Here is a 13,233-nt window from a genome sequence, read left to right on the forward strand (position 1 = left end):
TTTTGTCTTTTGCGGTCGTTTTTGCCCCGGCCCGGTTGCCTTTGACGGTTTATCATCTAGACTGCCCGAAAACATCATGGTTCGGGGTCGTATGGCGAAGCTCAAAGTTGATCAGGCAATGAAGCGCGCAAAGGCGCATATGCGCAAAGGCGAAATGGCCGAGGCGCGCGCCCTGTATGAGGCGATCCTTGCTGATTATCCGAAAAACGAACGCGTCAAAACGGCTCTGGCCGAGTTAAGCGGCCCTGTCAAACCGGCTTTGGGCGCAAAGGGCGGCACATCCGGGGCAGCCGGCGAACCCCCGGCTGAAGTCTTTGCCAAACTTTCACAAGCCTATCAGGCCGGTCGCCTGCAAGATGTCCATGCCATGACCGGGCAGCTTTTGGGCCAGTATGGCAAATCTGCCAAGCTTTGGAACTTTCGCGCAGCCGTCAGCAGCAATCTGAACCTGCTTGATGACGCCGAACAGGCCCTGCGTCAGGTTGTGCATCTGCAACCTGATATGGTCGCCGCCAAAAGCAATCTTGGTGTCATCCTTGAACGTCTTGGCAAGCTGTCTGAGGCAGAGCAGTGCTACCGCGCCGTCATTGCGGCCTCCCCGGAGTTTCCCGAGGCGCACAACAATCTGGGCAATATCCTTAAAGGTGCGGGCAAACTTGAAGAAGCCCAGAGCTGTTATATGAACGCGATTGCGCGCAAGGCCGATTATGTCGACGCGCACTATAATCTTGCCAATACGCTCCGCGAACGTGAACTGCTTGAGGACGCCAAACAGCAATATTTCAAGACGCTCAAGCTACAACCAAAACTGGCCGAGGCCTGGTACGGGCTGGGCCAAACCATGGCAGAGCTTAAATCCGGCCCAGAGGCGATTGAGGCCTATCAACGCGCCCTTGCGGTCAAGCCGGGTTATGTTTTGGCAATGGTCGAACAACTGCGTGAGCAAAGCCAATTGTGTGACTGGCGGGCGTGCGACCTGTTTGATCAATATGGTGCCGAGCTTGGTGTGACGGGCGAGGCGGCCCTGCCATTCCCGCTGCTGCCGTTCGAGGATCATCCCGCCCATCAACTTGCCCGTTCGCGCAACTGGGCGAAAAGCCATTTTTCGGCGGCGGCCCCGGTATCGACGATCCAGCCGACCCCGGCGGACGGGCGCAAAATCCGTCTTGGCTATTTCTCGGCCGATTTTCATGACCATGCGACCATGTTCCTCATGGCAGGCATTTTGCGCCATCATGACAGATCAAAATTCGAAATCTTCGTCTTCAGCTATGGCAAAAGCAAAACTGACGCACAGCGCGATCAGGTGCTTGAAAATGTTGATCAGTTCTTTGATGTGCAGGGCATGTCCGATGGTGATCTGACCAAGCTTGCCCGTGAACAGAACCTTGATATCGCGATTGATCTCAAGGGCTATACCCGCGATGGCCGCCTCGAACCGTTCGCCAAACGCCTGGCCCCCTTGCAGATCAGCTACCTTGGCTATCCCGGCACGCTTGGTGCGGATTTCATTGATTATATTGTGGCCGACCCGGTGGTCATTCCGCCCGAACAGCGTTCCGGCTATCACGAGAAGATCATTTATCTTCCCGATTGCTATCAGCCCAATGACAATACCCGCGAAATATCAAGCAAGCCGATGACACGTGCCGAGCTTGACCTGCCCGAAGATGGCTTTGTCTTCTGTTGTCTCAACAACAACTACAAAATCATGCCAAGCGAATTTGCCATCTGGATGCGGGTGATGAAGAAGGTGGGGGGCAGCGTACTCTGGCTTTGGTGCAATAATGATGTCGCAAAGGCCAACCTGCGTGCGGCGGCGGAAAAGCACGGTATCTCGGGCGACCGGCTGATCTTTGCCGGTTACATGCCGCAATCCGAACATCTCGCCCGCTTTCGCCACGCCGATCTGTTTATCGATACCTTCAATGTCAACGCCCATACGACCGCCAGCGATGCGCTTTGGGCCGGATTGCCGGTGGTGACACTGGCCGGACAGCAGTTTGCCGCCCGTGTTGCTGCCAGCCTGCTTTCGGCCATTGGCCTGCCGGAGCTGATCACAGACACGCCAGTGGCCTATGAGGAGCTCATCCTCAAGCTCGCGCAAAACCCGGACATGCTGGCGGAACTGCGCACCAAACTTGCCACGAACCGCCAGACCAAGCCGCTGTTTGATACCGAAGGCTACACCCGCGGGTTTGAGCAGGGGCTGGAACGTGCTTTTGCACAAAGACTGGCAGACGAAGCAATTTCGGATATTGCCGTGAGTATCTAGGCGTGTCCGATTGTGGTCTGATGTTTCTATCCTGCGTAAATAGTTCCAGACAAGGGCTTTATCTTCCGGCTCAATTGACTGGAAAGGTGTGCGTTGCAGGCCGTGGTCATATGGACTGCGTATCGTTTGAGCCCGCATATGATCCCGACCGCCTAGGACTGATGGATATGCCGAGCGACAGACCTCATCCGATGCTGACCCGCCGTGCCTTCTCAGTGACCCTTCTGGGTGCTGCGGCCGCGCCCTTTGTGGGCCGGGCGTTCGCACAAACCGCGTCCGACATCCGTTCGCGAATTGCTGACATGTCCCAGCTTCATGCGATTCTGGTCCAGCGCGGTGACGAGATTATTGTTGCCGAAGCGCCGCGCGGGCCGGGCCTGGATCGGGTTGCGAACATCAAGTCCTGCTCGAAAAGCATCATCGGTCTGCTGACGGGCAACGCGATTGCAGAAGGCGCGATCCCCTCAATCAAAGCCACCATCGGCGACATCGCGCCGTCTATCATTCCAACGAATGCCACCCCCGGTGTGGAAGACCTGACCATCGAAGATCTGGTGACGCTCCGGGCCGGGCTTGAGAGTACATCAGGGCGCAACTACGGCACTTGGGTCAATTCCGACAACTGGGTGTCCTTTGCGCTGCGCCGCCCGATGGTGGCAAGCCCGGGCGGGCGTATGATCTATTCCACCGGTACCACGCATATACTTGGTGCGGTGCTTGCGGTTGCGACGGGGAAAAGCCTGCTGGAACAGGCGCGCGCTGCCCTTGGTCAGCCGCTTGGTATTCAAATTCCAGCCTGGACACAGGATCCGCAGGGCTATTATTTCGGCGGCAACGAGATGGCGCTGACACCGCGCGGGATGTTGCGCATCGGGGCGCTTATGCGCGATCAAGGCCGGTTCGAGGGTGTTCAGATCATTCAGGCCGACTGGATAGACCAGTCAACCGAGGCCCACACCCGATCACCGTATTCGGGGCTCGCGTATGGCTATGGCTGGTTCCTGAGCCGCAGCGGCTTCGTTATCGCACGCGGCTATGGCGGCCAGATCATCGCGGCACATCCCGAAAAAGACCTTGCGGTGGCCATCACTTCTGACCCGACGTCGCCCGCGCGATCCGGTGGATATTTCGGGGATTTGATGGAGCTGCTTGAGGGGCCTGTGCTTTCGCTGGCCTGACGAGAGCAATAAAGAGCATGTAACAATACAGGCGGGTAGGATGGGGGCAGAAAATTAAACACTTCCCCTTCTTTTCCATAGCTCACCGCTTAAGTTGTTCTTCGCAACTCTCTTTGAGAAAACGGCCAAGGTGCATCATGTCATCCAATGTGCTTAGTAGGCCCGTTGGATTTTCTTCTTTGTCCGGGGCAACGGACATACCTATTCCTTCAGGGGAAGTTTCAAGCTCCCTTGTCATTGAAGTGAAGAAAATCAGTAGTCTAGAGCGCAGGAATGTTAAACTGACGTATGTGGAGGTTATCTCTTCCGAGCACGTTAGCGGAGCTTTTGGGATTTCAGTTGCGATAAGAGCGTCATGCATCGTCTGAAGCTCTTTGATCTCGATGGGCTGGCTTGAAAGTCTTTCACTAGTTGATCTAGCGAATAGTTCGCACAACTCCCCAACTTCCTTCCCCAGAAGATAGTATCTAGTGTTAGCTAGTGCAGCTTCCCTTTGGATATCATCCTCTCTCTGCCGTCTTTGAGCTGTTATCTGAGCTTTCGCTGCGAATAGAGCACAAGCACCACCGGTAAGACCTAGAAAACCAGCAGCGAGTGTTTCCCATTCTTCGCCATCAAATTTGCTTCCATATAGCGTGCCAGCCAAAAAACCCGAGATGATCATCCCTGCAAGTGGGATGCCGTTCAACAAGTCTCCAAACTTGTTCAAGTTTTTGTCCTCGCGTTTAGTGTTACATGTTGTAGTGTTCTCGAATTGTGCCGATAGTCAATGAAAGCAGAAGTTCTGCCTGCGGAAAAGAGAAAGGCATCGTTTCCCTCGGAATTGGTGTGGTTTTTCCGCTTTAACATTCCCAATTCCGCGCCAATCTGCTAGGTAACGCTCCATATTTCCCAAACGGGTTCATTGCTTGCCAGGAGATCGCCGCATGTCGACCAATCGCATTACCCTTCGCCGTCCTGATGACTGGCATTTGCATTTGCGTGATGGCGATATGCTGAAAGGTGTGATTGGCGAGACGTCCGAGCATTTTGCCCGTGCGATCATCATGCCCAATCTGGTGCCGCCGGTGGTCAAGACGGCCGATGCCGTGGCCTATCGCGACCGGATTACTGCTGCCATCCCGTCGGGCCATGATTTTACGCCACTGATGACCCTGTATCTGACAGAGGGCAGCAATCCCGATGATATCGAGGAAGGCTACAAGGCCGGGGTGATCACGGCACTGAAGCTTTATCCGGCGGGTGCGACGACGAATTCGGACAGTGGTGTGCGCAATTTCGATAATGCCATGCCAGCGCTGGAGCGGATGGCAGAGCTTGGCATTCCGCTTTGTGTACACGGCGAAGTCACCGATCCGGACATTGATATTTTTGACCGTGAAGCGGTGTTTATCGACCGGATTCTTGATCCGCTGCGCAAGCGTCTGCCGGAGCTGCGCGTGGTGATGGAGCACATCACGACCGAAGACGGTGTCGAGTATGTCAAAGCCAATGACAAGAATTTGGGTGCGACGATCACGACCCACCATCTGATCATTAACCGCAACGCCATTCTGGTCGGCGGCATTCATCCGCATATGTATTGCCTGCCGGTCGCCAAGCGTGAAAAGCACCGTTTGGCGCTGCGGGCTGCTGCAACGTCGGGTGATGCGCGCTTCTTCCTTGGCACGGATTCCGCGCCGCATACCGATGAACGCAAGGAAAGCCCGTGTGGATGCGCCGGGATATTTACCGCCAACAACACCGTGCAGCTTCTGGCGCATGTGTTTGAGGAAGAAGGGGCGCTGGACAAGCTTGAAGGCTTTGCGTCGATCCACGGCCCGCAATATTACGGCCTGCCATTGAATGGTGATCAGATCACGCTGGAAAAACGCGCTGAACCCGCCAGGTTTGCGGAAAAAATCGAGACCGGCGAAGGCCCGGTAACGGTGTTTAATCCGGGCTTTGATGTGTTCTGGCATTACGCCTAAGCACAAATGCACGACAATACAAAAGCGGCTCCGACGGGGCCGCTTTTTTCGTTTGTGGTAGCCGGGATTATCCGCTCAGATCCACGGTGCCCGGCGCAGCATTCAGGCCCAGCGTCATGCGATAGCTTTCAGCCGCCGCATAAGCCTGTGCCGAGATCATTGCCGAGATGTTCATCGATGCGCCCTTGGCGACATTAAAATCAGCCGCCGAGCTTCCGGGGACGGATGCGGCACGGGAAATGGCGGCCTGGTTGGCGATGGCGGCGATACCATCAAGGCCCTGAATGGGCCGGATGCTGACCTTGCCGCCGGTGGCGTAAAGCCGCCCGTCCGGGCCCGGCGTGTAGCTATAGCTGATCATGCCGGCATTTGCCCCGGCAAGGGCCTGATGGCTTTCTTCCTCTGTCCGTACAACTGCGTCACGGGCGCGCAGCTCCTGCACGATTTCACGTTCGGTCGCGGTCAGAAGTGCCGGGTTTGACGTGGGTTGACGTGCGCTTTCAGGGGTGGCTTCGCGTTCTTCCTGCTGACGCTGTGTCGGACTCTGGATTTGCGGTTCTTCCGGCGCGCCACCGTTAATATCACGCGGGTCAAGCTGCTGGATGATCGTGACCACCGATGCCGCGCTGTTGACAGGTGCTGTTTGCGCCGGGGCAGGCGGTGGTGTTGGGGCCGGTTCGTTCGTGCCGTTGGTCTGCGTTGAATTTGCTGACTCACCGCGCGACGTGGATGTGTTTGCGGGGGCCTGGGTGGGGGCAATGGTGCTTGAAAGCGGGACAAGCGCAACGGCAGCCGGTAAGGTTTGCGGCGCAGACGCAGCCGTTCCGCCCGACCCGCTGGTCGGCGGTTGGCTCCCGGAGCCGGGCAGGGCGCGTGTGGCTATAATCTGGCCAAGTTGCCCACCACTGCCGGGGATAACCTGTATTGCACCTGCCTGTATCATGGCGCTTAGTATAGCCCAACTCTGGGTTAAATGTACATAAGCAGATCAAGGCGATGGCAACGGCAGCGCCATGGATCCGCGATCAGATCACGCCGGTTTGATGCGGTGGTTTTGCATCTGGCGGGTAAGGTGGGGGAAAGTTGTTCCAGATCGGTTTGTCGATGATGCGTTTTATGATTTCTGCCTTGGCCCCTGTTCTGATCGCTGTGTTGATGCTTGCCCCGCCATCTTCGGCGCAAGCCGCGCCGGATGCAGATTTATGGCCGGACTGGCAGGCGCATGATCCTGAAAGTGCCGTGGTGATCGATCATGGTGATTGGCAGGTCGTTCTGGATCGCTATGTCACGGTGCAGGAACCCGGTGTGACCAGCTTTGATTATAAAGCAGCAAGCAAAGATGGCGGGGCAGGGATGGTTGCGGGCTATGTTGATGCCATGACCAGGGTCGCGGTGGATCAGCTTAACCGGGATCAGCAATTTGCCTATTGGGTGAACCTTTATAATGCGCTGACCGTCAAGGTGGTTCTGGATCATTATCCGGTGGACAGCATCCGAGATATTGATATCTCGCCGGGGTTATTTGCCTCTGGACCGTGGGGCAAAAAGCTGATCACGGTGGAGGGGCGAACACTGAGCCTTGATGATATCGAGCACCGCATCCTGCGCCCGATCTGGCGCGATGCGCGCATCCATTATGTGGTGAATTGTGCATCTATCGGCTGCCCGGCATTGGCGCCAGAGGCCTTTGATGCCGACAAACTTGAAGCGCAGCTTGATCAGGCGGCGCGTGATTTCATCAATCATCCACGCGCGGTGCGTATCAATGCCGATGGAAGTCTTGTGCTTTCAACCCTGTATGACTGGTATCGGGATGATTTCGGCGAGAGTGACGCGGAGTTCATCACGCATCTGAGGGCGTTTGCCGCGCCTGATCTGATGACCTATCTGGGCGATATCACAGAACTTGATATCGCCGGATACACCTATGATTGGGCGTTAAACGCCCACGGGCGTTGATCGCAGAGTTTTTAATTATGCTGCTGTATCGCGCAAGCGATCAGCGGCGCTGCCCGGTTTCCAGTTGAAGGCAGCGTCTTCTTCGTCCGGATTTTCCGGGCGATGCTGATTTACTGCTTCTATCGTGTGACGGACATCACTGGCAGAGATGCCATCATAGCGCATTAATGTCTGAACGATCGGGTCGGCAAGCATATCTTCGACCGTCAATTCCTGATCAACGTAACTCATCTTCTCGTATCCCGAATTTTTTTGTTGTAGTGAATGTAATGCAATTGCAAGTCATTCGCAACAATTTTCGTGTTCTGATGATATCTTTTTTCATTTTCGGCCCTTAAACGCTTTGATCTGTCTTAAGGCAGGTCGATCTGTGCGAAATTTTCGCAAACCGCGTTTGCGGGCTTTTTCGTGCCTGAGTCCGGGCCAAATTCCTGTGGGTTGTATTTCCTTGATTAAAACCCTGATCGGTTTTAACGCTGTGATCTGGTCTGTTTGTAAAAGCGATTAGACCCAACAAGTATGGCAAAAATAGGCTGGCAAAATGACACGTCCGGGATTTCGCGAATATCTGCTTCTGGTGCTTCTGGCATTGATGTGGGGAAGTTCATTCACCTTCATCAAAATCGGTGTGCATGCCTATTCGCCGCTTGTGGTGGCAAGCGGACGTCTGGCCTTTGCCGCCCTTGTGCTGTGGTGCCTTGCCTTGATTCGTAAATCGGAAATGCCCACGGGGCGGCGTGCATGGATCTCGACCTTTGTGGTGGCGCTGGTCGGGAACGCCATTCCGTTCTTCCTGATCAGCTTTGGCGAGATCAAGGTCGATGCCGGGCTGGCGGCGATCCTGATGTCGACCGTGCCACTTACGACTGTCGTCTTGGCGCATTTCTTCACCCAGGATGAAAAGCTGTCGACCGGCAAGGTGATCGGGGTGATTTTGGGCACGATTGGCGTGATTGTTCTGGTTGGCCCGGAAACGCTTTCCGGGCTGGGCGGTGAATTCCTGTTCCAGCTGGCCATTCTGGTCGCGGCAATCGGATATGCGATTTCGTCGCTTGTGGCGCGGAATCTGCGCGATCAGCCGCGCATCGGATCGACGGCAGTTATTCTGACGTTCGCAACACTGATGCTGATGCCCTTTACCCTGATTGTCGATCAGCCCTGGACCATGAACTGGGATCTGGAAGGCGCACTTGCGATCATGTATCTCGGCATGTTCCCGACCGGCATCGCCATGTTCCTGATCCTGCAAATCATTGCCGTGGCAGGGGCCAGTTTCCTTGTGTTTAACAACTATCTGGTGCCGGCCGTAGGGGTTCTGATCAGTTTCCTTATTCTGGGCGAGGTGCCCCAGCCAAATGCCCTGATCGCACTGGCCATAATTCTGGGCGGGATTGCGGCATCTCAGATGCGGTTTGGCCGCAAATCGCAACCGGCCGATGCGGCAGGTGCCAAGGCCGATCCCATGGCCGCTGTGATGGAAGCACCAGAAGGCGAAAAATCCGCGCAAAAATGATGGTTTTCAGGGCAGCGAAATCCCTGAATTCGCGATAAATTTCGAACTTTCTTTGCCAACCGTGAAGGATAGGATTTGTCAATATTGTTTGTGCGCGACAAACCTGATACTTTCCGCCTTTCTGGTCCGGCATGCGCCTGAAAACGGGGCATGTCACGCCGATTGAATCATTTCTGATCAAGCGTTTAAGAGGTCACGGGCTTTGTCCACCGAAGAGACCAATCCTGAGAACCGCGATATCTTCCCGGTTTCCATCGAACAAGAAATGCGCCGGAGCTATCTTGATTACGCAATGAGCGTGATCGTCAGCCGCGCACTGCCTGACGTCCGAGACGGTTTGAAACCGGTACATCGTCGTATTCTGTACGCCATGCACGAGAACGGGTTTGAATATAACAAACCGTTCCGCAAATCCGCCCGTGTGGTCGGGGATGTGATGGGTAAATATCACCCGCACGGCGACAGCGCGATTTATGACGCAATGGTCCGTATGGCGCAGAACTTCTCTATGCGCCTGCCGCTGATTGACGGGCAGGGGAACTTTGGTTCCATGGACGGTGATAAGGCCGCCGCCATGCGTTATACCGAGGCGCGCATGGCCAAGGCCGCGCACTTCCTGCTTGATGATATCGACAAGGACACAATCGATTTCCGAGATAACTATGACGAAACCACCAAGGAACCGTCTGTTATCCCGGCCCGTTTCCCGAACATGCTGGTCAATGGTGCCGGTGGTATTGCGGTTGGTATGGCAACCAACATTCCGCCGCACAACCTTGGCGAAGTCATTGATGGCTGCATGGCCTATGTCGATGATCCCAACATTTCCGTCGAAGGCCTGATGGAATTTGTCCATGGTCCGGACTTCCCGACCGGTGGGCTTATTCTTGGCCGTTCGGGCATCCATTCGGCATTCAAGACCGGTCGTGGTTCGGTCGTCATGCGCGCACGTACCCATGTCGAGGAAATCCGTGCCAACCGCGAAGCCATCATCGTGACCGAAGTTCCCTATCAGGTGAACAAGGCGACCCTGATGGAAAAGATCGCTGATCTGGTGCGCGAGAAGAAACTCGAAGGCATTTCCGATCTGCGCGACGAATCTGACCGTTCGGGCGTGCGTATGGTGATCGAGCTCAAGCGCGATGCCAACTCGGATGTCGTCTTGAACCAGCTGTTCCGCTTTACCGCTCTTCAGACCTCGTTTGGTGTGAATATGCTCGCGCTTAATCGCGGCAAGCCGGAACTGATGAACCTGAAAGACATCATTCAGGCGTTTGTCGAGTTCCGCGAAGAAGTCATCACCCGTCGGACCATCCACCTTCTGAAAAAGGCACGTGATCGTGCCCATGTCGTGGTTGGTCTGGGTATTGCGGTTTCCAATATCGACGAAGTCATCAAACTGATCCGTAATGCGGCCGATCCGGTCGTGGCGCGTGAACAGCTGATGGCGCGCGATTGGGCAGCGGGTGATATTGTTCCGCTGATCGAACTGATTGCTGATCCGAACCAGGTTGGCTCATCGGATGGCATGTATCGCCTGTCCGAAGCACAGGCGCGCGCGATCCTTGAGCTGCGCCTGCATCGCCTGACCGGTCTGGAACGTGACAAGATCGCGGCCGAATTGACCGAATTGGGTGAGAAGATCAAGGACTTCCTTGATATCCTTGGTTCGCGTGAGCGCAAGCTTTCCATCCTCAAGGATGAACTTTCGGAAATGCGCAATGAATTCGCCGACCCGCGTCGCAGCGAAATTCAGGAAGCAGAATTCGAACATGACATCGAAGACCTGATTGCCCGCGAAGACATGGTCGTGACCGTGTCGCACAGCGGCTATATCCAGCGTGTGCCGCTGTCGACCTATCGCGCCCAGCGCCGCGGTGGCAAAGGCCGTTCGGGCATGGCAACCCGCGAGGAAGATTTTGTCTCCAAGCTGTTTGTTGCCAATACCCACACCCCGGTTCTGTTCTTCAGCTCCGAGGGGATGGTCTACAAGATGAAGGTCTGGCGTCTGCCGATGGGCACGCCGCAATCACGCGGCAAGGCGCTTGTGAACCTGTTGCCGCTCTCGGAGGGCGAATATATCACTACGGTCCTGCCGCTTCCTGATGAGGAAGAATGGCCGAACCTGCATGTGATGTTTGCCACCTCGACTGGCAACGTGCGCCGTAACAGTCTTGCCGATTTCGTGAATGTGAAATCAAATGGCAAGATCGCCATGAAGCTTGAAGAAGAACGTGGCGACAAGCTGATTGCGGTTCAAACCTGTACCGATGACGACGATATTCTTCTGACCACCCGCAAGGGCAAATGCATTCGGTTCCGTGTGACAGACGTGCGCGTGTTTACGGGCCGTAATTCGGTCGGTGTGCGCGGGATCCGTCTGGCCGACGAAGACGAAGTCATTGCGATGTCGGTGCTGTTTGGCAACCATGTCACCATGGAAGAACGCGACGAGTATCTGTCGATTGCAGGTAAGCTGCGCCGTGAGGAAATCTCCGAGGACAGCCTGCCGCTTGAGGTCCTGAGTGCTGACCGCTATCAGGAAATCTATGACGGTGATCAGCTGATCCTGTCGGTGACCGAAAACGGTTATGGCAAACGGACGTCTGCCTATGAATACCGTGTGACGGGCCGTGGTGGCCAGGGCTTTGCCAATATCGAAATGTCCGAGCGTAACGGTAACGTTGCTGCGTCGTTCGTGATCGAGGAAGGCGACGAACTGATGATGGTCACCAATGGTGGCAAGGTCATCCGCATGCCGACCCATGATATCCGCATTGCCGGTCGTAAGACCCAGGGTGTGACGCTGTTCCGTACGGCCAAGGACGAAGAAGTCGTTGCTGTCGAACGTCTGTCAAACCTTGGCGACGAGGACGAGGTCATTGATGGTGAGGAAGGTGTGATCGAAGGTGGCGAAGGCACTGCCGAGACCACTGAACCGGCCGCAGAGGCATCTGACGAGGATGCATCCGCAGCACCGGCATCCGATGACGCAGACAGCGACGAATAACTGGAAGTTTGATGACTGAAACGTCTTCTACCGTATCGCGTATCGGGATTTATCCGGGCACCTTTGATCCGGTAACCCAGGGGCATATGGATATCATTCGTCGCGCGACCCGGATCGTCGATGAGCTGATTGTTGGTGTTGCGATCAATGCCGGCAAGGGCCCGATGTTCGGGGTTGAGGAACGCTGTGCACTTGTTGAGGGTGCGCTTAAGGCAGCGGGCGGTGAAGTGGCCGCCCGTACCTCAGTAAAGCCATTTTCGTCGCTTCTGATGCAGTTTGCGCAGGAAAACGGATCAAGTACCATTATCCGTGGTCTGCGTGCTGTGTCGGACTTTGAATATGAATTCCAGATGGCCGGGATGAACGCCCGGCTATCCCCGGAAGTTGAAACCGTGTTTTTGATGGCATCTGACAAACAGCAGTTTGTGTCTTCGCGCTTTGTGAAGGAAATCGCCCGTCTGGGTGGGGATGTCACTGAATTTGTGCCCGCCAACGTGCTCAAACGCCTGCACGAAAAGCTGGCAGAAGAAAAGGAATAACGCAGGCCATGCGTCTTTTTCGTCTATTCTCAATTATTGCTCTCGTACTAGGATTTATCACCATGTCCACTGGAAACGACGCTGTCGCACAGGATCTGGAGAACACGCTGTATCTTGACCTGAAAGATGGCCGCGTTGTGATCCAGCTCCGTCCGGATCTGGCACCGAACCACGTTGCCCGGATCAAGGAACTCACCCGTGAAGGCTTTTACGATGGTCTGAACTTCCATCGCGTGATCGAAGGCTTCATGGCCCAGACCGGCGACCCGAAGGGTAATGGAACTGGCGGTTCCGGCCAGAAACTGGACGCGGAATTTTCCAATGAACGCCATGTTCGTGGTACCGTTTCCATGGCGCGTTCGGCCAACCCGAACAGTGCGGATTCCCAGTTCTTCATCGTATTCGCCGATGCACCGCACCTTGATGGCCAGTACACCATATGGGGCCAGGTGACTGAGGGCATGGAATATGTCGACATGATCAAAAAGGGTGCACCGTGGGCCAATGGCAGCGTTGCCGACCCCGATCAGATCGTCAAAATGCAGGTTGCTGCTGACGCGCAATAATCGCGAACTTTCAAGTATTACAACCGAAAGCCGTCCCTTTGTGGGACGGCTTTCGCGTTTTTGGGGCTGAATGCGCAAAAAGAACCAAAATATGGAAAACAGGTGTTGACCGATGGGGCCTGTGCCATTAAAACGCGCTTCACCAACGTTGAGGGCCCGTAGCTCAGTTGGTAGAGCAACTGACTTTTAATCAGTTGGCCACAGGTTCGAATCCTGTCGGGCT

Annotated in this window: 11 protein-coding genes; 8 read left to right on the forward strand and 3 right to left on the reverse strand. The window is 55.4% G+C overall.

Annotation, left to right across the window (positions count from 1 at the left end):
* Window positions 1–91 precede the first annotated feature (91 nt).
* Both AUQ43_RS18910 and AUQ43_RS18915 read left to right on the forward strand, forming a co-directional pair.
* On the forward strand, window positions 92–2,275 hold the full coding sequence (locus tag AUQ43_RS18910) for a tetratricopeptide repeat protein (protein ID WP_062957877.1): 2,184 nt from the start codon (window positions 92–94) through the stop codon (window positions 2,273–2,275).
* Window positions 2,276–2,442: 167 nt separating this feature from the next.
* A complete protein-coding gene (locus AUQ43_RS18915; RefSeq protein ID WP_232310750.1) occupies window positions 2,443–3,453 on the forward strand; it encodes a serine hydrolase in 1,011 nt (336 codons plus the stop codon).
* An 82-nt stretch (window positions 3,454–3,535) separates the two neighbouring features.
* On the opposite strand, the gene AUQ43_RS18920 is transcribed toward AUQ43_RS18915, so the two are convergent.
* The gene (locus tag AUQ43_RS18920) at window positions 3,536–4,162 is read right to left on the reverse strand and encodes a hypothetical protein (protein WP_114129942.1); all 627 of its coding nucleotides are present in this window, start codon (window positions 4,160–4,162) and stop codon (window positions 3,536–3,538) included.
* Between the two features lie 217 nt (window positions 4,163–4,379).
* Between AUQ43_RS18920 and pyrC the strand changes: the two genes are divergently transcribed.
* Window positions 4,380–5,423 (forward strand): dihydroorotase, encoded by a 1,044-nt coding sequence (gene pyrC, locus AUQ43_RS18925; RefSeq protein WP_062957879.1) that lies wholly within the window; start codon window positions 4,380–4,382, stop codon window positions 5,421–5,423.
* 67 nt (window positions 5,424–5,490) lie between these two features.
* Here pyrC and AUQ43_RS18930 read toward each other — a convergent pair whose 3' ends face one another.
* Window positions 5,491–6,366, reverse strand: coding sequence for a putative metalloprotease CJM1_0395 family protein (locus AUQ43_RS18930; RefSeq protein ID WP_062957880.1), 876 nt, complete (start codon window positions 6,364–6,366; stop codon window positions 5,491–5,493).
* Window positions 6,367–6,539: 173 nt separating this feature from the next.
* On the opposite strand from AUQ43_RS18930, the gene AUQ43_RS18935 reads away from it, so the two are divergent.
* Window positions 6,540–7,382, forward strand: a complete 843-nt coding sequence (locus AUQ43_RS18935; protein ID WP_062957894.1) for a DUF547 domain-containing protein — start codon at window positions 6,540–6,542, stop codon at window positions 7,380–7,382.
* A 15-nt stretch (window positions 7,383–7,397) separates the two neighbouring features.
* Here AUQ43_RS18935 and AUQ43_RS18940 read toward each other — a convergent pair whose 3' ends face one another.
* Window positions 7,398–7,613 carry a hypothetical protein gene (locus tag AUQ43_RS18940; RefSeq protein WP_062957881.1) on the reverse strand — a complete coding sequence of 72 codons (216 nt, stop codon included), beginning with the start codon at window positions 7,611–7,613 and terminating at the stop codon, window positions 7,398–7,400.
* 310 nt (window positions 7,614–7,923) lie between these two features.
* On the opposite strand from AUQ43_RS18940, the gene AUQ43_RS18945 reads away from it, so the two are divergent.
* The 4 genes from AUQ43_RS18945 (at window position 7,924) to AUQ43_RS18960 (ending at window position 13,010) form a co-directional block, all read left to right on the forward strand.
* Complete coding sequence (locus AUQ43_RS18945) at window positions 7,924–8,895, forward strand: DMT family transporter (protein WP_062957882.1); 972 nt, start codon at window positions 7,924–7,926, stop codon at window positions 8,893–8,895.
* A 202-nt stretch (window positions 8,896–9,097) separates the two neighbouring features.
* Entirely contained in the window at window positions 9,098–11,905 is a 2,808-nt protein-coding gene (gene gyrA / locus AUQ43_RS18950; protein WP_062957883.1) for a DNA gyrase subunit A, read from the forward strand.
* Window positions 11,906–11,916: 11 nt separating this feature from the next.
* Window positions 11,917–12,444, forward strand: coding sequence for a pantetheine-phosphate adenylyltransferase (coaD, locus tag AUQ43_RS18955; RefSeq protein ID WP_062957884.1), 528 nt, complete (start codon window positions 11,917–11,919; stop codon window positions 12,442–12,444).
* 62 nt (window positions 12,445–12,506) lie between these two features.
* A complete protein-coding gene (locus tag AUQ43_RS18960) occupies window positions 12,507–13,010 on the forward strand; it encodes a peptidylprolyl isomerase (RefSeq protein ID WP_062957885.1) in 504 nt (167 codons plus the stop codon).
* The last annotated feature ends 223 nt before the right edge of the window (window positions 13,011–13,233 follow it).

The sequence above is a fragment of the Thalassospira sp. MCCC 1A01148 genome, from assembly GCF_001613795.1.
Taxonomy (GTDB): Bacteria; Pseudomonadota; Alphaproteobacteria; order Rhodospirillales; family Thalassospiraceae; genus Thalassospira.